At 63.3% G+C, this 23,914-nt stretch carries 20 protein-coding genes; 13 read left to right on the top strand and 7 right to left on the bottom strand.

Features of this window, described 5'->3' with window-relative positions:
• The first annotated feature begins 26 nt into the window (after nt 1-26).
• The 4 genes from ABFC66_RS10805 to ABFC66_RS10790 all read left to right on the top strand — a co-directional run bounded on the left by ABFC66_RS10805 (nt 27) and on the right by ABFC66_RS10790 (nt 5,402).
• On the top strand, nt 27-1,526 hold the full coding sequence (locus ABFC66_RS10805; protein WP_346740972.1) for a 3-oxoacyl-[acyl-carrier-protein] synthase III C-terminal domain-containing protein: 1,500 nt from the start codon (nt 27-29) through the stop codon (nt 1,524-1,526).
• A 47-nt stretch (nt 1,527-1,573) separates the two neighbouring features.
• Nucleotides 1,574-2,776 (top strand): acetyl-CoA acetyltransferase, encoded by a 1,203-nt coding sequence (locus ABFC66_RS10800; RefSeq protein WP_152216478.1) that lies wholly within the window; start codon nt 1,574-1,576, stop codon nt 2,774-2,776.
• Between the two features lie 88 nt (nt 2,777-2,864).
• Nucleotides 2,865-4,376: an MBOAT family O-acyltransferase gene (locus tag ABFC66_RS10795; protein ID WP_346740971.1), complete on the top strand. Its 1,512-nt coding sequence runs from the start codon at nt 2,865-2,867 to the stop codon at nt 4,374-4,376.
• Nucleotides 4,377-4,388: 12 nt separating this feature from the next.
• The gene (locus tag ABFC66_RS10790; RefSeq protein WP_346740970.1) at nt 4,389-5,402 is read left to right on the top strand and encodes a hypothetical protein; all 1,014 of its coding nucleotides are present in this window, start codon (nt 4,389-4,391) and stop codon (nt 5,400-5,402) included.
• 12 nt (nt 5,403-5,414) lie between these two features.
• Here ABFC66_RS10790 and ABFC66_RS10785 read toward each other — a convergent pair whose 3' ends face one another.
• Genes ABFC66_RS10785 through ABFC66_RS10775 form a run of 3 tightly spaced genes read right to left on the bottom strand, consistent with a single transcriptional unit; the run spans nt 5,415 to nt 7,855 of the window.
• Nucleotides 5,415-5,798 (bottom strand): DUF6285 domain-containing protein, encoded by a 384-nt coding sequence (locus ABFC66_RS10785; protein ID WP_346740969.1) that lies wholly within the window; start codon nt 5,796-5,798, stop codon nt 5,415-5,417.
• A gap of 4 nt (nt 5,799-5,802) precedes the next feature.
• The gene (locus ABFC66_RS10780; protein ID WP_346740968.1) at nt 5,803-6,819 is read right to left on the bottom strand and encodes a phosphotransferase family protein; all 1,017 of its coding nucleotides are present in this window, start codon (nt 6,817-6,819) and stop codon (nt 5,803-5,805) included.
• 1 nt (nt 6,820) lies between these two features.
• Nucleotides 6,821-7,855 carry a hypothetical protein gene (locus ABFC66_RS10775; protein WP_346740967.1) on the bottom strand — a complete coding sequence of 345 codons (1,035 nt, stop codon included), beginning with the start codon at nt 7,853-7,855 and terminating at the stop codon, nt 6,821-6,823.
• 280 nt (nt 7,856-8,135) lie between these two features.
• On the opposite strand from ABFC66_RS10775, the gene ABFC66_RS10770 reads away from it, so the two are divergent.
• A complete protein-coding gene (locus ABFC66_RS10770; protein ID WP_346740966.1) occupies nt 8,136-8,783 on the top strand; it encodes a DUF502 domain-containing protein in 648 nt (215 codons plus the stop codon).
• Here ABFC66_RS10770 and recG read toward each other — a convergent pair.
• Nucleotides 8,761-10,860: an ATP-dependent DNA helicase RecG gene (gene recG, locus ABFC66_RS10765; protein WP_346740965.1), complete on the bottom strand. Its 2,100-nt coding sequence runs from the start codon at nt 10,858-10,860 to the stop codon at nt 8,761-8,763. The two genes, ABFC66_RS10770 and recG, sit on opposite strands and share 23 nt — an antisense overlap.
• Nucleotides 10,861-11,056: 196 nt before the next feature.
• Between recG and ABFC66_RS10760 the strand changes: the two genes are divergently transcribed.
• The 4 genes from ABFC66_RS10760 (at nt 11,057) to ABFC66_RS10745 (ending at nt 16,496) form a co-directional block, all read left to right on the top strand.
• Nucleotides 11,057-11,356, top strand: a complete 300-nt coding sequence (locus ABFC66_RS10760) for a succinate dehydrogenase assembly factor 2 (RefSeq protein ID WP_346740964.1) — start codon at nt 11,057-11,059, stop codon at nt 11,354-11,356.
• Between the two features lie 11 nt (nt 11,357-11,367).
• Nucleotides 11,368-14,868, top strand: coding sequence for a transcription-repair coupling factor (gene mfd, locus ABFC66_RS10755; protein ID WP_346740963.1), 3,501 nt, complete (start codon nt 11,368-11,370; stop codon nt 14,866-14,868).
• 81 nt (nt 14,869-14,949) lie between these two features.
• The gene (gene msrP, locus ABFC66_RS10750) at nt 14,950-15,882 is read left to right on the top strand and encodes a protein-methionine-sulfoxide reductase catalytic subunit MsrP (protein WP_346740962.1); all 933 of its coding nucleotides are present in this window, start codon (nt 14,950-14,952) and stop codon (nt 15,880-15,882) included.
• 2 nt (nt 15,883-15,884) lie between these two features.
• Nucleotides 15,885-16,496 (top strand): protein-methionine-sulfoxide reductase heme-binding subunit MsrQ, encoded by a 612-nt coding sequence (locus ABFC66_RS10745; protein WP_346740961.1) that lies wholly within the window; start codon nt 15,885-15,887, stop codon nt 16,494-16,496.
• Here the strand turns inward: ABFC66_RS10745 and ABFC66_RS10740 are convergent, their stop codons facing one another.
• Complete coding sequence (locus ABFC66_RS10740; RefSeq protein ID WP_346740960.1) at nt 16,497-17,147, bottom strand: DsbA family oxidoreductase; 651 nt, start codon at nt 17,145-17,147, stop codon at nt 16,497-16,499.
• 145 nt (nt 17,148-17,292) lie between these two features.
• Between ABFC66_RS10740 and ABFC66_RS10735 the strand changes: the two genes are divergently transcribed.
• Both ABFC66_RS10735 and ABFC66_RS10730 read left to right on the top strand, forming a co-directional pair.
• The gene (locus tag ABFC66_RS10735) at nt 17,293-18,066 is read left to right on the top strand and encodes a glucose 1-dehydrogenase (RefSeq protein ID WP_346740959.1); all 774 of its coding nucleotides are present in this window, start codon (nt 17,293-17,295) and stop codon (nt 18,064-18,066) included.
• Nucleotides 18,067-18,225: 159 nt separating this feature from the next.
• A complete protein-coding gene (locus ABFC66_RS10730; protein WP_346740958.1) occupies nt 18,226-18,474 on the top strand; it encodes a hypothetical protein in 249 nt (82 codons plus the stop codon).
• 15 nt (nt 18,475-18,489) lie between these two features.
• Here the strand turns inward: ABFC66_RS10730 and ABFC66_RS10725 are convergent, their stop codons facing one another.
• Nucleotides 18,490-20,046, bottom strand: coding sequence for an acyl-CoA synthetase (locus tag ABFC66_RS10725; RefSeq protein WP_346740957.1), 1,557 nt, complete (start codon nt 20,044-20,046; stop codon nt 18,490-18,492).
• A gap of 142 nt (nt 20,047-20,188) precedes the next feature.
• Between ABFC66_RS10725 and ABFC66_RS10720 the strand changes: the two genes are divergently transcribed.
• Both ABFC66_RS10720 and ABFC66_RS10715 read left to right on the top strand, forming a co-directional pair.
• Nucleotides 20,189-21,319 carry a CaiB/BaiF CoA-transferase family protein gene (locus ABFC66_RS10720; RefSeq protein ID WP_346740956.1) on the top strand — a complete coding sequence of 377 codons (1,131 nt, stop codon included), beginning with the start codon at nt 20,189-20,191 and terminating at the stop codon, nt 21,317-21,319.
• Complete coding sequence (locus ABFC66_RS10715) at nt 21,316-22,074, top strand: histidine phosphatase family protein (protein ID WP_346740955.1); 759 nt, start codon at nt 21,316-21,318, stop codon at nt 22,072-22,074. The genes ABFC66_RS10720 and ABFC66_RS10715 overlap by 4 nt, the downstream gene beginning before the upstream one ends.
• A gap of 3 nt (nt 22,075-22,077) precedes the next feature.
• On the opposite strand, the gene ABFC66_RS10710 is transcribed toward ABFC66_RS10715, so the two are convergent.
• On the bottom strand, nt 22,078-23,889 hold the full coding sequence (locus tag ABFC66_RS10710; protein WP_346740954.1) for an extracellular solute-binding protein: 1,812 nt from the start codon (nt 23,887-23,889) through the stop codon (nt 22,078-22,080).
• Between the last annotated feature and the right edge of the window lie 25 nt (nt 23,890-23,914).

Below are 23,914 nucleotides of genomic sequence, written 5' to 3'. Positions count from 1 at the left end.
TAACCAAGCAATACGAGAGGGAGACGATGGCTCAGCAGTCGATCGGCCTTACAGGTTTTGGTGGCTACATTCCCAGGCTACGCCTTCAGCGCAAGGCGGTCGCGCAGGCGAATGCGTGGATCGCGCCCAATTTCCTCGGCAAGGGGAAGGGTGAGCGCTCGATGGCGAACTGGGACGAAGACGCGGTCACCATGGCGGTCGAAGCCGCCCGCGATCTTCTCGGTCCGGATGATGACCGCTCCCATGTCGACGCCCTGTACTTCGGCTCGACGACCATGCCCTTCAAGGATCGTCTGAACGCCGGGATCATCTCCGCTGCGCTGACGCTCGGCGAAACCGTCCGCGCGGTGGACGTGGCCTCGACGCAGCGCGCGGGCACCTCGGCGCTTCTGCAGGCGCTGACCGCCGTCAAGGCGGGAGAGGCGAAGCATGCGATCGTGCTCGCCGCGGATCACCGCAAGGCACGCGCCGCCAGCGCGCAGGAACTCGACTTCGGCGATGGTGCGGCAGCGGTTTCCGTCGGTACCGAAAACGTCATCGCGAAATATCTCGGCGGCGCGAGCCTCACCGTCGATTTCGTCGATCACTTCCGCGGCTCCACGGAAGAGTTCGACTACAACTGGGAAGAGCGCTGGATCCGCGACGAAGGCTTCTCGAAGATCGTGCCACGCGCCGTGAAGGCGGCGCTCGCCAATGCGGGCGTCAAGGCGGAAGAGATCAAGCACTTCGTCCTGCCTTGCGCCTTCGGCGACAAATTCGTGCAGCAGCTCGCCAAGAAGTCGGGCATCGCGCCCGAAGCCGCGCGCGATACGCTGGCCGCCAATTGCGGCGAGACGGGTGCGGCCCATTCGCTGGTCATGCTCGTCCATGCGCTCCAGAAGGACGCGAAGCCCGGCGAGAAGGTGCTGGTGCTGCATTTCGGCGGCGGCTGCGACGCGCTCGTCTTCGAGACGACCGACAAGCTCGCCTCGCAGGCGGACAAGCGCGGCATCGTCGGCTCGCTGGCCAACCGGAAGGAAGAGACGAACTACCTCAAGTTCCTCACCTTCAATGGCCTGATCGAGTGGGAGCAGGGCATGCGCGCCGAGCAGGACAAGAAGACTGCCCTGACGACGCTCTACCGCAACGAGGAGATGCTCATGGGTCTCGTCGGCGGCCGCTGCACGGAAACCGGCGTGGTGCAGTTCCCGCGCTCGCGCATCTCGGTCAACCCGAACAATCACACCGTCGACACGCAGGAGCCCTACAAGTTCGCCGAGCGCAAGGCGAAGATCCTGTCCTGGTCGGCCGACTTCCTCTCTGCCAGCATGAACCCGCCGAACCATTACGGCATGGTCGTGTTCGATGAAGGCGGGCGCATCATGATGGACTTCACCGATGTCGAGCAGGGCACGGTGGATTCCGGCATGGAAGTGAAGCTCGTCTTCCGCATCAAGGACTTCGACGAGAAGCGCGGCTTCCGGAGGTATTTCTGGAAGGCTGTCCCCATCCTCAAAGAACAGGCGAAATCGCAGGCCGCTGAATAAGCGCAGCCACGACAATCAAGCCAGAGAAAACCGGGAAGGAAAACATCATGGCTGCTGGAATTAAGGACAAGGTTGCGATCCTCGGCATGGGCTGCTCGAAGTTCGGCGAGCGTTGGGACGCCGGCCCCGAGGAACTGATGGTCGAGGCCTATCTCGAGGCGATGCAGGACGCCGGCATCGAGCCGACGCAGATCGACGCGGCCTGGTTCTCGACCCATATCGACGAGACGGGCACGGGCAAGGGCGGCACGCCCATGTCGCTGGCGCTGCGCCTGCCGAACATCGCGGTGACGCGCGTCGAAAACTTCTGCGCGGGCGGCTCGGAAGCCCTTCGCGGCGCGGTCTACGCCGTCGCTTCGGGCGCGGCGGATATCGCCATCGCGCTCGGCGTCGAGAAGCTGAAGGATACGGGCTATGGCGGCCTGCCGGTCGGCAATGCCGGCACGCTCATTCCGCAGTGGGCGCCGTCGGGCTCCGCGCCGGGCAACTTCGCCCAGCTCGCCTCGGCCTATCGTGCCAAGCATGGCGTCTCCAAGGAAGACCTGAAGCGCGCCATCGCCCATGTCTCCGTGAAGAGCCACGCCAACGGTGCGAAGAACCCCAAGGCCCATCTGCGCAACGCCGTGACCGAAGAGCAGGTCATGAACGCGCCGATGATTGCCGAACCGCTCGGCCTCTTCGACTGCTGTGGCGTCTCGGACGGCGCGGCGGCGGCCATCGTGACGACGCCGGAAATCGCCCGCGCGCTCGGCAAGAAGGACATCGTGACAGTGAAGGCAATGCAGCTCGCCGTCTCGAACGGTCTCGAGTCGCAGCACAACAGCTGGGACGGCAGCTACTTCCACACCGCGCGCATCGCGGCGAAGAAGGCCTATGCCGAAGCGGGCATTCAGCGTCCGCGCGAGGAAGTCAGCATGATGGAAGTGCATGACTGCTTCTCCATCACCGAGCTCGTGACCATGGAAGACCTCTTCATCTCGCCCGAAGGCCATGCCGTGAAGGACGTGATGGACGGCTTCTACGACGCGGACGGCAAGGTGCCCTGCCAGATCGACGGCGGCCTCAAGTGCTTCGGCCACCCGATCGGCGCGTCGGGCTTGCGCATGGCCTATGAGATGTATCTCCAGCTTCAGGGCCGGGCGGGCGAGCGTCAGCTTGCCGCGCCGAAGATCGGCCTCACGCACAATCTCGGCGGCGCGCCCGCCTCGAATGTGTGCTCGGTCACGATCATCGGTGCCCTCGGTGCCTGATCGCGCAACCATGTGCTAGAAGGGAAGGGCTGGAAGAAATTCCGGCCCTTTTCATTTGCGGCGACCTCCGGCGACCAGAGAAGTCTTCATGCTCTTCAACGCTCCGATCTTCCTGTTCGGTTTCTTTCCAGCCACAGCGATCCTTTGCTTCCTCATCCGCGCCTGGATGGGCCGGGAAGCGGCGCTCGGCTTTCTGGTTCTCGCCTCGCTCTTTTTTTATGGCTGGTGGAACCCGATCTATCTGCCGCTGCTGATCGGGCTCGCGGTTTTCAACTTCGTGCTGGCGCGCTTCATCCTGATCGAACGTTTGAAGCCTGGACGGGGCTGGGCGACGGCGCTTGTTGCCTTCGGCGTCACGGTCGATCTCTCGGCGCTGGCCTATTTCAAATATACCGATTTCCTGATCCGCACCGCGAACGACGTGGCGGGCAGCGACATCCCGCTCCAGCACATCGTCCTGCCGCTCGCGATTTCCTTCTTCACGTTCCAGAAGATCGCCTATCTGGTCGATGCCGGGCGCGGACAGGTCGAGAAACACAGTTTTCTCGAATATTGCTTCTTCGTGATGTTCTTCCCTCAGCTCATCGCCGGGCCGATCGTCCATCACCACGAGATATTCACCCAGACGAAGAGCGCGCGCGGCTTCGCCTTCGACCGAATGAATGTCGCCATCGGCCTTACGATCTTCTTCATCGGCCTCTTCAAGAAGGTCGTGTTCGCGGACAATCTCGCGCCGCTGGCAAGCTCGGTCTTCGCGGATGCCGGAGCGGGGCATGACATCACCTTCCTGCGCGCATGGGAGGGAATGCTCGCCTATACGTTCCAGCTCTATTTCGATTTCTCCGGCTATTCCGACATGGCCATCGGCGCGTCGCGCGTCTTCGGCATCAAGCTGCCGCTCAATTTCCACTCGCCTTATCAGGCGACGAGCATCGTCGATTTCTGGCGCCGCTGGCACATGACCCTCTCGCGCTTCCTGCGTGACTATCTCTACATCGCGCTCGGCGGAAACCGGCGTGGTCGCGCGCGGCGCTATCTCAACCTCTTCCTCACCATGGCGATCGGCGGGCTCTGGCACGGCGCGGCCTGGACCTTTGTCGTCTGGGGCGCGATGCACGGCGCCATGCTGATCCTCAATCATGGCTGGCGCGCAATCTGGACGAGGCCGATCAACAAGTGGTGGTCACGCGGGATCGCACGAACGATCACGTTCCTCGCGGTCGCGCTCGCATGGGTCTTTTTCCGCGCGCCGAGCATCGACGCGGCACTCGCGATCTATAAGGGCCTTGTCGCCGTGACGCCCGCGATCTCCGCCCATGATCTCGGCGTCGATCTCCTCTGGGGCACCTTCTGGATGTCCGTCGTCTGGTTCTGGCCGAACACGCAGCAATGGATGGCGATGGTGCGGCCCGCCTTCAACTATTCGCGCGCCGACCGCCGCAAGGACCCTCTGCTCGTGCCTCTCGACGGCAGTGCTCGCTGGCGCAGCGCGATCTTCTGGCGGCCCGCGGCCCCTTATGCGGCAGTGGTCGGCATCGGCGCCGCAGCCGCCTTTCTCAGTCTCCAGCGTGTCAGTGAATTTCTCTATTTCCAGTTCTGATCAAAAATGAAAATGTCCGCGACCGCTTCATCCTATCTGCTCACGCTGTTCGGCACGCTGGCACTTTGCTGCGCGCTCGCCTTCGCTTTCAACGCGCTGGTCGATCCGCTCTGGTATTTCGGCGGCAACAAGGTCACGCCGGTCAATTTTGCATTCAACGAGCGCTTGTCGAAGCCGAACCTCATCGCGGGCCGTGAAGGGGATTACGATTGTGTGATCTTCGGAGACAGCCGCGTCACGCTTCTGCCGGAACACAAGATCGCCGGACACCGTTGCTTCAACTTCGCCTTCTCGTCCGGCGCGCCGCTCGAATTCGTGGACTATGCCGAATGGCTGAAGGCGCGGGGATTCGCGCCGAAGCTCGTCATCGTCGGCCTGAGCGCGGGCGATTTTCGCTCCATTCCGCCCGCCCGCAACGTGCCCGACTTCATCAAGGAAAAGGCCGCGCCCGAAAGTCCGTTCCTTGCCTATATGTCGCTCGACGTTCTCGTGATGTCGCGGCGGACGCTCTTCGGCAAATCGCCCCTCGACCGCGTCTACGATGCCGATTTCCGCTGTCGCGCCGCCTTTGTGTCGCGTCACTACGATCCGCGCATTCCGATCCGCGATCTTCACACCGGCCCCTTCGACAACAGGGCGCCGATTGCCACGTATGAAAAGCTGAAGTCCGTTTTTCCGGATGCGAAGTTTGTCGGCTACGCCTCACCGCTATCGGCATGGGCTATCGCGGAATATGAGAAGATGGGCTGGCTCGCGAGCTATACGAATGCTCTGCATGACGCGGCAAAGGTCTTCGACCGCTTCACCGACTACAGTGTGCCGTCCGCCATGACCGTCGACCCGGCCATGACCTATGACGGCACGCATTATTCGGAAGTCGCAAACGGAAAGATCGCGGCGACGCTGCTCGAAGGCGGGGCGGACGAAGCGCTCGACCTGAAGGCGCTCACCGAGGACGAGACGCAATCCGCCTATCGCGCGCAGCTCACGCGCTACGCAGAAAAGCTCAAGCTCGCCGCGCAGTGAGGCGAGAGGCCATCAGGCCTCTGCGCCTTCCTCAATTGCCCGCACATAGCCGGAGTAGTTCGGCTGATCGATGGCGAGCTTCGTCAGCGTGATCTTCCAGAGATGATCGACAAGTTCCTCGGACTCGAGGCCGATCTCGCCGCGCTCGATTTCCGCGCATAGCTCGCGGTTGAGTTCGTCGAGCGAACCATCGCGCTCCAGCAGAAGCTGCAACCGCCCATGCTCCTCGGCGTTAGCCTTGGGCGCGATCTCCAGTTCACGTTTCACGATGTCGAGCGCATTGGCAGCGACGCGGGCGTGAAAGGCCGCATGCCCCTGAAGCTGCGGCATGGCGTGCTTGCGGATGAACTCCGCAACGATGTCGACAAGCTCAATGGCTGTGGGCTGGTCCTGCATCTCTTCATCCCTTCTTTCGCGGCGCGAGAAGCCGCAACAGATCGACTTCGGTCTCCGACGAACGCCGACCGATGGTCGCGCGTTCGACGGAACGGTCGCCCGCCTTGAAAGCCATCACCATGGTCGTGCACATAACGCCCCATTTGAGCGTGCCGAGCACTTCCCAGAATTTCACACGTTCGGGATCGACCTTGCCGCCGCCCGCAGCTTCGTAACCCGCGAACAAGTCTTCGCGCTTGCCGAAGCCGCCGACGGGATTGTCGATATTGCCGAAACGCCATGAGTTGACGCAGATCCAGCCGAGATCCTCCATCGGGTCGCCAATATGGGCGAGTTCCCAGTCGAGAACGGCGCGCACGCCTTCAGGCCCGATCATCAGATTGCCGTGCCGGAAATCGCCATGCACCAGCGTCATTGCCGTGGCATCGGCCGGCGCATTGTCCCTGAGCCAGCGAAAGGCCAGCTCGAAGACCGGGTGAGGGTGGCCGTGCAGCTTGTAGGTCTTGAAATACTGCTCGATTTCCTCGCTGGCCGGCGACACGCGCAGCGGCGGCAGGGTCGCCTTGTCAATCTTGTGCAGGCGCGCCAGCATCTCGCCGCATTGGCGCGCGAGCTTCGGACGCGCTTCGGCAAACTCCGCGTCGCGCAGGATCTTTCGCGCGATGGTTTCGCCCTCGATGCGATCCATGACGAAGCCGTGGCCGACGCCATCTTCCTCGCTCAGCACCAGCCGCACCGGAGGCACGGCGACGCCAGCCGCGTCGGCCAGCTGAATGAGTTTCGCTTCTGTTTCGAGGCCGGCGGCAGTGGAGCCGCGCCCTTCAGTGACGCGGGCGCCGCCCGGAGCGCGGCGCAGGATGAGCGGGATCGGCGCGGCATTCGTGGTCGCGTCGAAGGCCCATGTCTCCTGGCTCGCGCCGCCGGAAAGCCGCTTCAGGCCGGCAATGCCGGTGGCGCCGGGAATGGATCGGCGAACCGCGCCGGCCAGAGCCTCGGCGAATGGATTTGTCTCAGCGCTCATGTCAGCCCCCGACGCTCACGGGTTTGCCGTCCACGATCTGGTCGAGATATTCCGACAGTCCGTAGCCGACCTGGCCGTTGCAGCGATATTCGGTCATGCCCTCGGTGATGCGCGTGACGAGTTCGTTGCCCTGTGCATCCTGACGGCGATTGCGCAGAGGAATGAGCGACAGCACTTTCGCCTCGACGTCATAGGCCGCGCCGGACTCGGTCTTGATATGCGAGCGGAAGCCCGTCTGATACCAGTTTTCGTCCCAGTCGCTGTCGATCGACACTTCGGTGATGAGATCGTATTTACCGTCTTTCAGCACCATGCCGCCCTGGCGCGGCTCGCCTTTCTCACCGGCGACGATCGACAGCATCATGCCGAAGTCGCGGCCGAAATTCATCGGACACCAGCGATACCAGTGGATGGCCTGCCAGTAGCGAGGGCCCCAGCTCTTGTCGCGCAGGCCGAAGCCCGAAACCTCGAATCGCTCGTCGCCGATGACGAAGCTGCCCTTCGCCGCGACATGCTGCTCGTAATGCGCCTTGGCGAAGGATTTCTCGGGGTCGATGTCGAGCGCCGATCCGTCTTCCTTCACCGTCTCGCCGCCGAACATGGGCGACACGCCTTCGTAATCCAGCTCAACCTTGCAGGGCAGAATGGGATTGTTCTTGAAGGCCTTGCCGGGCTCGGCCATGTCGTTCGGCTCCTTCAGCAGGCAGATCTTGCCGTCATAGGTGACGCGCAGCCGCTTGAAGGGCTCGAGAACCTGCACGCGGAAGCCGCCCGCGTTCATCTCCTTGTTGTCGGAAATCTTCGGCTTGGCATACATGAAGCCGACGCGCCCATCCGGCAGGTAGAGGCAGACGGACACTTCCGCGTAGCCTTCGTTCGGCCGGTTGCCGATGCGGAACCAGCCACCCGTCTTCCGTTCCGGATCGAACATGTTGAAATACATGCTCTCGTTATAGTTCGTGGCCGCATCTGGCTGATGCGTGTACTCATCCTCGGGCGCGAGGCGGATTTTGAAACCTGCCGGAGGCTTCGCCATGGTCATTCTCCCTGGAGTTTCTTCCGGGCGGGCGCGTCAGCCGGCCCGCCTCGATTAGTAAATTGTTGTTATGAATCCTGCCACGAACCAAGCATGATAGGAAAAGGAATCCTGACCCGGCGAGGCCTTGCCGCATGAGGCGCCAGGCGTCGTCCAAGGGGACGCAACGTCAAGGTTCAGCGAACAGGAAAAAATGACCGAGCCACAGAACCCGCAGCCGGAATCCGGCTCTACCGAAGGCGAGCCATCCTTGCTGTTGCCGCCGCGTAAACACGGAATCATGGCGCGGCTCAGAACCTACTTCTTCACCGGCATCATCGTCGCCGCGCCCATAGGGCTCACGGTCTATATCACCAGCTGGTTCATCGATCTGGTGGACACCTGGTTCGTGCCGTTGCTGCCCGAGCAATACCAGCCGGACCAGCTTCTCCCGTTCAATATTCCCGGCCTCGGCCTCATCATTGCGCTGGTGCTGCTGACCGTGCTCGGCGCGCTTGCGGCCAATTTCTTCGGACAGGCTCTCCTTACCCTGACGGAGCGCGTCGTCGAGCGCATGCCGGTGGTGCGCAGCATCTACAGTGCGCTCAAGCAGATTTTCGAGACGGTGCTTTCCCAGTCCAACACCTCGTTCCGCGAGGTGGCTCTGGTCGAATATCCGCGCCTCGGAAGTTATACGCTTGCCTTCATCACCTCCGGGCCACGCAGCGATCTGCCGGGCCTCGAAGGTCGCGAGATGATCGGCGTCTTTGTGCCGACGACGCCGAACCCGACCGGCGGCTTCTTCCTCTACCTGCCGCGCGAGGAGGTGAGGGTGCTCGACATGACCGTCGAGGACGGGCTCAAGATGATCGTCTCCTTCGGCATCGTCGAACCGTCGAAGGGCGGCAAGGCCAAGCAGAAGCCGACTATCCCGACCTTAAATATCTGATCGCCTCGTCGCGTCCGAAGAGATAGAGCAGCACGCGAAGCGCCTTGCCGCGCTCGCTTTCAAGCTCCGGGTCGCGTTCGAGAATGAGCCGCGCGTCGTCATAGGCGGCGGCGAGAAGTTCGCCCTGCCGCTCGACATCGGCAAGGCGAAATGTCGGCAGCCCGCTCTGGCGCGTGCCGAGAAGTTCGCCCGCGCCGCGCAGCCGGAGATCTTCCTCCGCGATGCGGAAGCCGTCTTCCGTCTCGCGCATGATCTTGATCCGCGCCGCCGCGGTCTCGCCAAGTGGCGTCTGGTAAAGTAGGAGACAGCTCGACTTGTCGGCGCCGCGCCCGACGCGGCCGCGCAACTGGTGCAACTGCGCGAGGCCGAAGCGCTCCGCATGCTCGATCACCATGACGGTGGCCGACGGCACATTGACGCCGACTTCAATCACGGTGGTCGCGACGAGGATGCGCGTTTCACCGGCCTGAAAGCGGGCCATGGCGGCATCCTTCTCGGCGGCCTTCATGCGGCCATGCACAAGGCCGACGCGTTCGCCGAAGACCTCGTGCAAATGCCCGTATCGTTCTTCCGCCGCCGTGACGTCGAGTTCTTCCGACTCCTCGACCAGCGGGCAGACCCAATAGACCTGCGCGCCCGAGCCAAGCGCGCGATGCAGACCATCGACGACGCCGTCGAGCCTTTCGAGCGGAAGGGCGCGTGTATCGACGGGCTTGCGTCCCGGCGGCTTCTCGTTGAGCCGCGACACATCCATGTCGCCATAGGCCGTCAGCGTCAGTGTGCGCGGGATCGGCGTCGCCGTCATGACGAGGATGTCGGTCGCCGAGCCGCCTTTCGACTGAAGCTGCAAACGCTGATGCACCCCGAAGCGGTGCTGCTCGTCGACCACCGCCAGCGCCAGTGCTCTGAAGGCGACGTCTTCCTGAAAGAGCGCATGCGTGCCGACGAGAATGTCGATCTCGCCCGTTGCCAGCGCCTGCAGAATGGCGGCGCGCCTCGCGCCTTTCTCCCGTCCGCTCAGCAGTTCAAGACGCACGCCCGCTGCCTCGCAGAGCGGCACGAGCGAGGCATGGTGCTGGCGGGCGAGGATTTCGGTCGGCGCCATCATCGCTGCCTGGAACCCGGCCTCCACCGCGTTGAGCATCGCCAGCAGCGCCACCACTGTCTTGCCGCTGCCGACATCGCCCTGAAGGAGCCGCAACATGCGCCTGTCGGAACCCATGTCGCCTTCGATCTCGGCCAGTGCCTGCGTCTGTGCGCTTGTGAGCGCGAAGGGAAGGGCGGCGAGAACCTTCTTCCGCAAATGTCCGTCGCCTTTCACGACGCGCCCCGGCAGCCGCCGCATGCGGAGCCGCACGACGCCTAGCGCCAACTGGTTCGCCAGCAATTCGTCGAAGGCAAGCCGCGCCCGCGCGGGCGCGTCCGGTTCGAGGTCTGCCGCCGATTGCGGGTGATGCGCGGCGATGAGCGAGGCTCGCCAAGGAGCGAATCCCCGTGCCTTCAGCCATGGCCCGTCCTGCCATTCGGGCAGTTCCGGCACGCGCTCCAGCGCCGCACGGATCGCCTTTTGCAGCGGCTTCATGGTGACGCCCGCCGTGAGCGGATAGAGCGGTTCGAGCAGCGGCAGCGAGGACAGCTCTTCCGGCGCCACGATATGGTCCGGATGCGTCATCTGCGGCTGGCCCTGATAGAACTCCACCTTGCCGCTGACGACGCGCGTCGCGCCCTCGGGCAGGGCTTTCGCCAGATAGTCGCCATGCACGTTGAAGAAAATGATCTGCATCTCGCCCGTCTCGTCATGCACATGCACACGATAGGGGAGCCGCTTCAGCCGCGGCGGCACATGGAGCCCGACCTGAACCTCCATGGTCGCGATCTCGCCGTCCCGCGCCTCGGCGATCTTCGGCCGGTAGCGGCGATCGACGAGACCGGTCGGGAGGTGCCAGCAAAGATCGACGACCTTGCTCTCGCCGGGCTTGGTGCCCACGAGCTTCGCGACCAGCGTTTCGACGCGCGGGCCGATGCCCGGCAGGGTTCGGGCAGGGGCGAATAGCGGAAAAAGGACTTCCGGACGCATGGCCGCGCTCAGGCCCACATTTCGGGCCAAAACCGGGCCCGGCAAGCAAAATCGGCATGGAGGGGAGCAAGGCTCCGGAGAGAGTCGGTCATGGGCGCAGTCTATCGCCAATCGGTCGCGGGCGGGAAATATCGCAGCGGGGCTGACAGGAGGCCCCTCGCGGGTCTATATCCCTCCCCAAACAGGAAGCATCGAAATGGCCGAAAACCCTCCGACCGATCATGAAATTCGCCTGCGGCGGCTCAAATTCCGCTCCTGGCACCGGGGTATCAAGGAGATGGACCTCATCCTCGGCCATTTCGCCGATGAGGAACTCGATGGCCTGGCGCCTTCCGATCTGGACGATTACGAGCGCCTGATCGAGATTCAGGACATCACCCTCTACAACTGGATCTCCGGACACGAGAAATTGCCCGCGGAGTATGAGACGCCCGTCTTCGCCCGCATCCGCAGCGCCCAACATCTGAAGGCGGCCCTTTGGCAGCAGAACGGCTGAGCGGTACCCACTTGCGAGACTTGACCAGGATTGCGGCCGCTCCGGGCCGGCTGACACTCGGCGAGGCGCCCGAGGGCTTCGACGCCCTCGTGCTGGCCGATCTTGCGCGCGCGCGCGCCGAAGGCGACGCAACGGGCGTGATCCATATCGCGCGGGACGACGCGCGTCTCGCATCGACGGAGGAAGCTCTCGGCTTCTTCGCGCCCGATGTCGAGATCCTCAGCTTCCCCGCATGGGACTGCCTGCCTTACGACCGCGTTTCGCCCGCACCCGAAATCTCCAGCCGCCGCATGGCTGCGCTGTCGCGCCTTGCCAACCGCAAGGCCGACGGCAAGCCTTTCATCCTGCTGACGACGGTCAATGCCGCGCTCCAGCGCGTGCCGGAGCCCGACATGGTGCGCCGCTCCGCATGGTCCGCTCATGTCGGCAACCGCATCGACCTCGAGGCGCTCACCGCCTATCTCGCCGCCAACGGCTATGACCGCACGGGCACCGTGCGCGAGCGCGGCGAGTTCGCGGTGCGTGGCGGCATTGTCGATATTTTCCCGCCGGGCTTCGACGCGCCGATCCGTCTCGACATGTTCGGCGACACGCTGGACTCGGTGAGAAGTTTCGATCCCGAGAGCCAGCGCACCACGGCGACGCTGCGCGGGCTCGATCTCGTGCCCGCGAACGAGATCCATCTTGACGCCGAGGTCATCCGTCATTTCCGCGCCGCCTATGTCGCGACATTCGGTCCGGCCACGGACCGCGATCCGCTCTATGAGGCCGTGAGCGAAGGCCGCAAGCATCAGGGCATGGAGCATTGGCTCCCGCTCTTCCATGACAAGCTCGTCACGCTCTTCGACTATCTGCCCGACGCGCTGGTGGCATTGGACGGGCTCGCCGAAGAGTCGAAGGCGGGCCGCCTCGAACTCATCCGCGATTACTATGAAGCCCGCGTCGCCGCCCGCGAGGTCAAGACGATCGAGGCGAGCATCTACAAGCCGCTGAAGCCGGACGCGCTCTACCTGACGGAGGATGACTGGCAGGCGGTTCTGGACGGCCAGCGTGCGGTTCGCGCGTTCACGGCCTTTTCCGCACCGGACAGCGAGCGCAATGTCGTCAATCTCGGCGGCAAGCAGGGGCGCAGCTTCGCGCCCGAGCGCGCACAGGACGGCGTCAATATCTTCGAGGTCCTTGGCGGGCACATCGCCGGGCTCCGCAAGGCGGGCAAGCGCATTGCCATCGCAAGCTGGAGCGAGGGCGCGCGCGACCGCCTCTCCCATGTTCTCAAGGACCACGGCGCCAAGCATATTGAGCTTGCGGAAAGCTGGGCCGATGTAAACGCTGTTAACAAGGCGACAGTTTCACTAATTGTTCTCGGTCTCGAAGCCGGTTTCGAGACCGCCGACCTCGCGCTCATCAGCGAACAGGACGTGCTGGGCGACCGCCTGATCCGCCAGCGCCGCAAGAAGCGGGCGGAGAACTTCCTGCGCGAGGCGTCGAGCCTCTCGCCGGGCGATCTCGTCGTCCATGTCGATCACGGCATCGGCCGCTTCGAGGGCCTTCAGACGATCGAGGTCAACGGCGCGCCGCATGACTGCCTGCTGCTGATCTATCATGGCGGCGACAAGCTCTATCTGCCGGTCGAAAATATCGAACTGCTTTCCCGCTATGGCTCCGACGAGGCAAGCGCGCAGCTCGACAGGCTCGGCGGCACCGGCTGGCAGGCGCGCAAGGCGAAGCTCAAGAGCCGCATCCGCGAGATGGCGGGCGAGCTCATCAAGATCGCCGCCGCGCGTGAACTCAAGACAGCGCCCGTCATGGAGCCGCAGCCGGGCCTTTACGACGAGTTCTGCGCCCGCTTCCCGTTCCAGGAAACGGAAGATCAGGAACAGGCGATCGAGTCCGTTCTCGAAGACCTCGGGCGGGGTCGCCCGATGGATCGGCTGGTCTGCGGCGATGTCGGCTTCGGCAAGACCGAAGTGGCGCTGCGCACGGCCTTTGTGGCCGCCATGGCGGGCTATCAGGTCGCCGTCGTCGTGCCGACGACGCTGCTCGCGCGCCAGCACTACAAGACGTTCTCCACGCGCTTCCAGGGCCTGCCGCTCAAGATCCGCCAGATGTCGCGCCTCGTGTCCACGAAGGACATGTCCGAAACGAAGGCCGGTCTCGCCAGCGGCGATATCGACATCGTCGTCGGCACTCATGCACTGCTCGGCAAGACGATCAAGTTCAGGAATCTGGGCATGATGATCGTCGACGAGGAGCAGCATTTCGGCGTCGGACACAAAGAGCGGCTGAAGCAGATGCGCGCCGAAGTGCATGTGCTGACGCTCACCGCGACGCCGATCCCGCGCACGCTGCAGCTTGCGCTGTCGGGTGTGCGCGAACTCTCGATCATCGCGACGCCGCCGGTGGACCGCCTCGCGGTTCGCACCTATGTCTCACCCTTCGACCCGGTCGTCATTCGCGAGGCGCTGCTGCGCGAACATTATCGCGGCGGCCAGAGCTTCTATGTCGTGCCGCGCATCACCGATCTCGCCGATGCGCAAGAATATCTCGCCAATTACGTGCCGGAGGTGAAGACCATCACCGCGCATGGCCAGATGGCGGCGGGCGAAATCGAAGACAAGATGAACGCCTTCTATGACGGCAAGTATGACGTGCTTGTCTCGACCACCATCGTCGAATCCGGCCTCGACATTCCGACCGCGAACACGCTCGTCGTCCACCGCGCCGACATGTTCGGCCTCGCGCAGCTTTACCAGATCCGCGGTCGCGTCGGCCGCTCCAAAGCGCGCGCCTATGCCTATCTCACTGTCGCGCCGAACCGCACCATGACGCCTGCAGCCGAAAAGCGGCTGCGCGTCCTCCAGTCGCTGGACTCGCTCGGCGCAGGCTTCACGCTCGCGAGCCACGATCTCGATATTCGCGGCGCGGGAAACCTGTTGGGCGACGAACAGTCCGGCCACATCAAGGAAGTCGGCTACGAGCTCTATCAGGAGATGCTGGAGGAGGCGGTCGCCGCGCTTCGCGGCGGCGGCTCCGCCGAAGACGAAGAGGGCCAGTGGTCGCCGCAGATCAATGTCGGCACCGCGGTCCTCATCCCGGAGAACTATGTGCCCGACCTCGACGCGCGCATGGCGCTTTATCGCCGTCTCTCCGATGTCGAGACGCGGGCGGAGATCGACGGCTTTGCAGCGGAGCTCATCGACCGCTTCGGCAAGCTGCCTGAGGAAGTCGAATTCCTGCTCAAGATCGTCGAAATCAAGGGCCTTTGCCGCGTCGCCAATGTCGAGCGGATCGAGGCGGGGCCGAAGGGCGTTGTCATATCGCTGCGCGGCAACACCTTCCCGAATCCGGGCGCGCTGGTCGAACTCATCAATGACGAGCGCGGCAACGCGAAGCTCAGGCCAGACCATAAACTCTTCTTCAAGCGCGATTGGGAGACGCCTGCCGAGCGCCTTGGCGGCACCTATCGTCTGATGAAGACGTTGGCCGGTATGGTGCCTGCAAAGGCCGCCTGATCGCTCGCGCGGCGCTCACGCAAACGCGATTTGTCGTGATGGACCAGCCTCTGCGATACTCCACGCAAAGGAGCATCGCGCATGCTGATCGGAAAGAAGTCCGACATCGCCTCTTCGGAGATCACGCCGAAATCGCTATGGCTCGACAGGCGCCGTTTCATGACGGGCGCCGCAGCCGTGGGCCTCGGCATCGCATTTCCGCATGATAAAGCCAATGCAACCGCGTTGAAGTTTGTTGAGAGTCCGCTCTCGACAAAGGGCGAAGTGCTGACGCCGCTCAAGGACGTAACCGGCTACAACAATTTCTACGAGTTCGGCACCGACAAGAGCGATCCGGCGGCCTACGCCGGCGCAATGAAGACGCGGCCCTGGACTGTCGAGATTTCGGGCGAGGTGGCAAAGCCCATGACGCTCGGAATCGAAGACATACTGAAGCTCGCGCCCGTCGAGGAGCGCATCTATCGCCATCGTTGTGTTGAAGCCTGGTCCATGGTGGTGCCGTGGAACGGGTTTTCGCTTTCCGCGCTCATCAACCGCGTCGAGCCGACATCGAAGGCGAAGTTCGTCGAGTTCACGAGCCTCGCCGACAGCAGAACCATGCCGGGCCTTCTGTTTCCCTATGTCGACTGGCCCTACCGCGAGGGGTTGCGCATGGACGAGGCCATGCATCCCCTGACGACGCTCGCCGTCGGGCTCTATGGCGAAACGCTGGAGAACCAGAATGGTGCGCCGCTGCGCCTTGTCGTGCCGTGGAAATATGGATTCAAGGGCGCGAAGTCGATCGTCCGCATACGCTTTCTGGAACGCCAGCCCGCCACCGCATGGAACACTGCCAACCCGAGCGAGTTCGGCTTCTATTCCAACGTCAATCCGGAGGTTGATCACCCGCGCTGGTCACAGGCGAAAGAGCGTCGTATCGGCGATTTCTTCCGGCGACCGACGCTCATGTTCAATGGCTATGGCGATCAGGTGGCAAGTCTTTACCGGGGCATGGACTTCAGGACATTCTTTTGATCGTGACAGAACGAAATCGCCGCATTCTCTGGCTCGCAATCTTCATCGGCTGCATGCTGCCCGCCGCCGATCTGTTGCGACGTCTCTTCACGCGCGACCTCGGCGCCGACCCCGTCGAGACGCTGATCCGCACGACGGGTGACTGGGCGATCAAACTGCTTGTCGTCGGGCTGCTGCTGACGCCGCTCACGCGCATTCTGAAGAACCCGCTACCGGTGCGCTTTCGCCGGATGATCGGGCTCTACGCCTTCTTCTATGTCTGCGTCCACCTGTCGCTTTATCTTGCCGTGGATCAGGGCTTCGATCTTCATGCCATCGTGAAGGACATTCTGAAAAGGCCCTATATCACCTTCGGCATGATGGCGTTCCTGCTGCTCCTGCCGCTGGCAATCACCTCGACCAAGAAGATGGTCGCGCGGCTGGGGCCGAAGCGCTGGCGACAGCTTCACCGCGCCGTCTATGTCGCCGCGAGCTTCGGCGTCATCCACTACTACTTGCTGGTGAAGGCCGACATCACATGGCCGCTGATCTACGGCACGATCCTGATGGCGGCGCTTGGCTGGCGCATGTGGCAGGCGACGCCATTGCACAAGACAATACGCGCCGGCGCGTGATTACTCCGCCGCGCCTTCCGCCTCCTGCGCCAGCAACTTGTCGAACATGCGGAGGAGAGCAGGGGTTTCCTGTGCGCCGACCATCACCCATTTCGAGTTGATGACGAAGCTCGGCACGCCCTGAATACCCATCTCGCGCGCCATCGCCTCTTCGCGTATCACAAGCTCGCGGTCTGCGCCGCGCGCCAGAAGATCGCCCACGATGTCCGCGTCCATGCCGACTTCTGCGACGGCATCGAGCAGCACGTCACGATTGCCGATGTCCTCGGCGTCGGTGAAATAGCGGCGGAAAAGCACGTCGACCATCTCGTTCTGGCATCCCGCCGTGCCCGCCCAACGGATCAGGCGGTGGCTGTCGAGCGTGTTGGGCAATTTTTCGATTTTGTCGAAGTTGAAGGCTATGCCGAGCGCTTCGCCATATTCACGGATGGTGTTGCCGATCGAGCGGGCGCGCTCCGGATCGGAGCCGAACTTCTTCTGCATATAGGCCTTGCGGTCGACGCCGCCATCGGGAATCGAGGCGTCGAGCTGGAAGGGGCGCCAACGCAGCGTAATCCCCTCGGAGCCGCGGATCGCAAGCGCCTCGTCGAGCCGCTTCTTGCCGATATAGCACCAGGGGCAGACCGTATCGGAAACGACATCGAGTTCCATGGACCCATCCTCCGCAATTTCGTTTTGCCGATTATGCGCCACGCCTCGGCCGAGGCAAGCGGCGAGGGCGGCTTGACCCGGCGCGGCGAGCCCCTAGGATGCGCCCCAACCAGGAACCGCTGCATTCGATCCACGGAAACGCACCATGAGCGACGACATTTCCCTCCCGTCCTTCGACCTCACCGGCAAGACCGCCATTGTGACCGGCGCGACCAGCGGCCTGGGCCGGCGCTTCGCACTTGTGCTGGCCAAGGCAGGTGCCGCCGTCGCGATCACTGGCCGCCGCGTGGATCGGTTGCAGACGCTCAAGGCGGAAATCGAGGCGCTGGGTGGCCGCGCGCTTGCCGTGGCGCTCGACGTCACTGATCCCGCGAGCATCAAGCAATGCGTCGAGACGACTGAGCGCGATCTCGGCCCGGTGGACATTCTCGTCAACAATGCCGGCATGAACGTGCAGGCCCTGCCGGCGGAAGTTACGCCTGAAGGTTTCGACACCATGTTCGACACCAATGTGCGCGGTGCCTTCTTCATGGCGCAGGCCGTCGGTCTCAGCATGATGGCGCGGGGCGCTGGCGGACGGATCATCAACATCGCCTCCATCGGCGCGTTCACGCAGCTGCCGGGACTGACGATCTACTGCATGACAAAGGCCGCCGTCGCCATGATGACGAAGTCGCTCGCCAAGGAATGGGCGCGCAAGAACATCAACGTGAATGCCATGTGCCCCGGCTTCATCGAGACCGAGCTGAACTCGGACTGGTTCCAGAGCGAAGGCGGTCAGAGGCAGATCAAGACATGGCCGCGACGCCGTCTGGGCGTGGAGTCCGATCTCGATGGCACGCTACTCCTGCTTGCCTCCGATCATTCACGCTTCATCACAGGTTCGCTTTTTACTGCCGATGATGGCCAGTCGCTCTGAACAGTAGACGAAGGTTTTGCTGCCCCTTCGTGAATAAAGCTGCAAGTTGTCTTGTTATGGGACATTGTAGACTTTTAAGTAATGCTCCGGACTTGTCATTTCTCTACTTGCTACGCAAAGTAGCGACACCAAAGGCCATTTGGCTGGAGTGCGAGTGAAATGACGAATTTCCTGGTCGGAGCAATTGCCGGGTTTCTGACCTGCGTGTGGGCCGTGGGCTCCACGCCGAGTTCGGCCGTCGCCGCACTCTGGAGCAAGCTCGAGCAGGTTCAGGAAATGAGCGCGGCTGCGGATCAGGCCTACAAGACGGTTCATTCGTACACGGCGCAACAGCGCACGCCCGCGCCCGCAATCGGCCCCGACACGCAGCGCGGCCCGGCGTCACTAGAAGTGGATACCTATCGGTGATCGCCTGAAGGCCGCCTATCGGGCGGCAAGCGTCCGGCGCATGACCTTGCCATTGGCTGTGCGCGGCAGGCTTTCGACGAAGACGATTTCGCGCGGACGCTTGTAGGCGGCAAGCTTCTCCTCGGCATGAGCGAAGATCGACGCCTTGTCCGGCTGCTTCCCATCTTTCGGTACGACGAATGCGGCGATGACGGTGACGTCGTCGCGCACATGCATTTCCGTCACCGCAACTTCCGCGATGCCCGGATGATCCGATAGCGCCGCCTCGACCTCCGCCGGTGAAACGCGATAGCCCATGGCGTTCATCACGTCGTCGGCGCGGCCGTGATACCAGAGATAGCCATCATCATCGAAGGAGGCGAGATCGCCGCCGATGAACCATTCGCCGCGATAGACTTCGCTTTCGTCTCCCGGCCTCTGCCAGTAGCCGAGCATCAGCCCCGGATCGCTGCGATGGACGGCGAGCATGCCCGTTTCGCCCGTGGGCAACGGATCGTTACCACCCTCGACGGGAAGCACCGCGATGCAGCGTCCCGGCTGCGGCTTGCCGGGGCTGCCCGCGCGTATCTCCATCGAGGGGCCTGTCGAGATATAGGTCGAGCATTCGCTCATGCCGAGCGCTTCATAGAGGTTCTTGCCCGTCTCCTCGCGCCAATGGCGAAGCAGGGCAGGTGAGAGCGCTTCGCCCGCGGTGAGCCCATGACGCAAAGCGGAGAGATCGTGGCTCGCGAGATCGCAATATTTGAGTATCTGCCGATAGAGCGTCGGCACGGCGGCAAAGAGCGTCGCACGCGTCCGCTCCAGAAGCTTCGGCCAGACATGCACATCTTTCGGGCCGATATAGAGAACCGTCGTCGCGCCGTTCGCCCATGGGTCCTGAAGCCCGACACCGAGCGTATAGGTCCAGTTGAAGGCGCCCGCATGAAGCACGATGTCGGAGGCCCCGATGCCATACCAGCCCTGATACATCGGCCGCCGCCCCCAGGCGCTGCGCTGCGCATGGAGCACACCTTTGGGCCGCCCGCTCGTGCCGGAGGTATAGACGAGGAAGGCCGGATCGTTCGCTTCCGTGTCCGCATAGTCGCCGAGCGGCGGATGCGCCTTCAGCCGCGTCAGCATGGCGTCGTCGATGACGCTCGCCTTACCCGAATGGATCGGCATATCGCCCGAGACAGCCACCGCCGCTGCATGCGAGTCCTGAAGCAGGAAATCGGCCTCCGCCTCGGTGAGCATCGAGGAAGAGGGCAACGGCACGAGACCCGCAGCAATGGCGCCGAAAAAGAGCAGGGCATAGTCGCTCGTATTCGGCATCCGGATCATCAGCCGGTCGCCGGGGCGGAAGCCTTCGGCAAAGAGTCCCGCCGCAATCCGGCGTACCGCTTCGTCAAGCTGCCCATAGCTCCAATGCTCGGCGTCTTCGATGGGTGCGTTCGCATCCGAGACGACAATGAGCGCGGTCTTACCGGGCGTTTCGGCGGCGCCGCGCGCGAGGCAATAACGCGCGAGATTGAAGCGCGCGGGGCAGGGCTCGCCGGTGAAGCCGCGAGCGATTTCGGAGGCTGGAAGCGACATGAATGCTTTGTACGAGCAGCGCCCCCGCGAGGCAAGCGCGAGGCGTCAAGGAAGCCCCTACGTCATATCTGGCGACATTTACGCGCTGCCCGCCAGCCGCTAAAAGAGTCGCCAACAACAGGCAAATCAAGGGAGCCAGAGAATGGGTAGCGGTCCGCTGTCAGGCGTCAAAGTCGTTGAATTCGCAGGCATCGGGCCAGGGCCCTATTGCGGCATGCTCCTCGCCGATATGGGCGCGGACGTCATCCGCATCGACCGCAAGGGCGCGCGCGGCGGCTCCAAGTTCGAAATCTCCAGCCGCGGAAAGCGCTCCATCGCGCTCGACCTCAAGAAGCCGGAAGCCGTCGAAACGGCGCTGAAGCTCATCGAGAAGGCGGACATTCTTCAGGAGGGCTTCCGCCCCGGCGTCATGGAGCGTCTCGGCCTCGGGCCGGACGTCTGCCTGAAGCGCAATCCGAAGCTCGTCTATGGCCGCATGACCGGCTGGGGCCAGACCGGCCCGATGGCGCTCGCCGCCGGCCATGACATCAACTACATCTCGCTCACCGGCGCGCTGCATTCGATCGGCCGTCCGGGGGAGAAGCCGGTTCCGCCGCTGAACCTCGTCGGCGATTTCGGCGGCGGCGCGCTCTTCCTCGCCATGGGCATGCTCGCGGCGCTGGTCGAAGCGAACAAGTCCGGCAAGGGTCAGGTCGTCGATGCCGCCATGACGGATGGCGCAACCTCGCTGATGGCGATGTTCTTCGGCTTCCAGGCCGCGGGCATCTGGCACGAGCCGCACGGCACCAACATGCTCGACGGCGGCGCGCACTTCTACGACACCTATGAGACGAAGGACGGCAAGTGGATCTCGATCGGTTCGATCGAACCGCAGTTCTATGCTCTCCTGCGCGAGAAGGCGGGCCTGACCGACGCGATCTGGGACCAGCAGATGGACCGCACCAAGTGGCCCGAGATGAAGACGGAGATCGAAGCCGTCTTCAAGACGAAGACACGCGACGAGTGGTGCGCCATCATGGAAGGCACCGACATCTGCTTTGCGCCCGTGCTGTCGCTGACCGAAGCCAAGGATCACCCGCACAACAAGGCGCGTGAGACCATCGTCGAGGTCGACGGCGTGGCGCAGCCGAACATCGCGCCGCGCTTCTCGCGCACGGTGTCGAAGATCCAGGGTGCGCCTGCCATCAACGGCGCGCACACGCTGGAAGTGCTCAAGGACTGGGGCTTCGCCGATGGTGAGGTCGACGCACTGAAGAAGGTGGAAGCGATTTGACCGCACTTCCCGGCACGACAGGCCGAAGGCGCATCTATCTGATGCGCCACGGCCATGTCGACTATTTCGGCCGCGAGATACAGGCAGCGGGGGGCGACACCAAGGTCGTCCCCCTGACGCCGCTCGGCCAGCACCAGGCCGATGCCGGAGGACACGCGCTCGCTCATGTCCGCTTCGATCGCGCTCTCTGCTCGGGCGTTCCGCGTACGCGGCAAACCGCCGAGCGCGTGCTCGCCGCGCAGACCGACCATCCGGTGCCTGAACTCGAGGTCGAGCCGGAACTCATCGAAATCCATAACGGCCGCTTCGGTGAAATCAAAAGCCGCGCCGAGCTTGCGGCGAAGATGGCCTATTATTTCGAGCTGGCCGGCGAGCCGGGCGCGACCATGCTCGAACATGGCGAGGTCTTCGTGGATGCCGAACGGCGCGCCATCGGCGCCATCCGCCGCCTGCTGGCAGAGCCGGGCTGGCATACGGCGCTCATCGCCGCGCATGAAGGCATCAACCGGCTGATCCTCGGCTGGGCGGCGCTCGGCGCGCAGGGAAGCGGCCTCAAGGCCGTCAAAGCCTTCGAGCAGGATCCGGCCTGCATCAATGTCATCGACTTCGACATGGTCCCCAACGCGGATGGATCGGTGGGCACCGAGATCCAGCGCGCCATCATCAAGGCCGTCAACGTCACGCCGTACAATTACTTCAAGCACGGCATGAACATGACGAGCCTCGAAGCGATCTTCGCCAAGGACCCGCGCTAGGTTTCAGCGCTTCTCGTCGATCCACCAGGTATCGCTGCGATAACCGTAGATGGAGGTGCGCGCGGGCGCCTTCACGCGGTCCCACAGCGCCACCCATTGCGTCGGGGAATAGAAGAGCGGGATCACGTAATTTCCGGAAAGAAGAACGCGGTCTAATGCCCGGACGGCGCTGATGAAATCATCCTTCGTCTTCGCCGCCAGCAGTGCCGAGATCATGGCATCGACGGCCTTGTCCTTCACGCCGATGAAATTATAGCTCCCCTTGGCGTCCGCCGCCTCCGATCCCCAACGGAAACTCTGCTCGTTGCCGGGCGACAGCGAGCTCGTCCATTCGAAAAAGATCATGTCGTAATCATAGGCGTCGAGCCGGCCTTGATACTGACTCGAGTCGACATTCCGTACACGAACATCAACGCCGGATCGTCGCGCCATATTGGCATAGACGAGGGCGAGGCGTTCGTCCGAAGGCGTCGCCACCAGGATTTCGAAGCGGAGCGGCGCATGCGTCTTTGCGTTGACCACCTGTCCCGCCGAGATGGTGTAACCGGCGTCGCGCAGCAGCGAGAGCGCCTTCACGCGATTGGCCCGGTTGAGGCCGTTACCATCACCCACCGGCGCTTCATAGCCGCGGCTCATGATCTCGGGCGTCACCGCATCGGGAAAAGGCGCGAGCAGCGCGCGCTCGCTTATGCCCGCCGCGCGATGGAACGACGATAGTTCCGAATTGTCGAAGTAGCTCTGCGTCCGCTTGTAGACACCATGGTAGAGCGATTTGTTCGCCCACTCGAAATCGAAGAGGTAGGTGAGGGCGACGCGCACCCGCCGATCGGCAAAGACCGGGCGGCGGATATTGAAGACCATCGCCTTCATTCCCGAAGGCATCGCCGTTTCAAAGGCGAGCTTGCGCACGTGCCCTTGCCGTACGGCCGGAAAATCATATTCGGTCGCCCATCGGCCCGGATCGTCCTCCGGTCGGGCATCGTAGAGTCCGGCCTTGAATGCCTCGAACGAGGCGTTGCTGTCGCGATAATAGTCGTAGACGACTTGATCGATATTGTTGCGGCCTCGATTGACCGCGAGCTTAGAGCCCCAATAATCCGTGTTCAGACGATAGGAGATGCGGCTGCCCGGCTTGATCTCTTCAACAAGATAGGGGCCGCTCCCCACCGCGGAATCGAGACTCGACTGGTCGAAGGCTCGTTTTTCGTAGACATGTTTCGGCAGGATCGGCATGAGGCCGAGGATGAGCGGCATCTCGCGATCCGCACTCGCCTCGCCGGGATCGCGCCTGAAATGGAACCTCACGCTTCGCTCGTCAGGCCGCTCGATGCGCTCCACCTTGCCGTAATAGCTCTTGTAGTTCGGGCGGCCCTTGTCGCGCAGCGTCTCCAGCGAAAAGATCACGTCATCGACCGTGACCGGCGCGCCGTCGGAAAAGCGGGCTTCCTTGCGCAAGCGGAAGCCGACCCAATTCCGGTCGGGGGCTGTCTCGATGCTCTCCGCGAGAAGCCCGTAAAGCGAAAAGGCTTCGTCATAGCCCCGCGCCATCAGGCTCTCGAAAACAAACTCGCGAAGGCCGACTGCGGGTGTTCCGCGCACGATGAAAGGGTTGAGGCTGTCGAAGCTGCCGACCGCCCCGAAACGTATCGTTCCACCCTTGGGAGCGTCGGGGTTTACATAGCCGAATGCCTTGAAACCGGCTGGATAGGCCGGCTCGCCATGCATCGCAATGGCAGAGCTGGGCTCCGCATGGGGGGCAAGCGGCCATAAAACCCCCAGGATCACCGCCGCTATCGCCGCCCCCCTGCGTCTCAACTCGCGCTCTTCCCTTGCTGACTGC

It is taken from the genome of Parvibaculum sp., from assembly GCF_039680535.1.
GTDB lineage: Bacteria > Pseudomonadota > Alphaproteobacteria > Parvibaculales > Parvibaculaceae > Parvibaculum.
The sequence above is the reverse complement of the archived record's forward strand: the minus strand, read 5'-3'. Positions and strand labels throughout refer to the sequence as shown.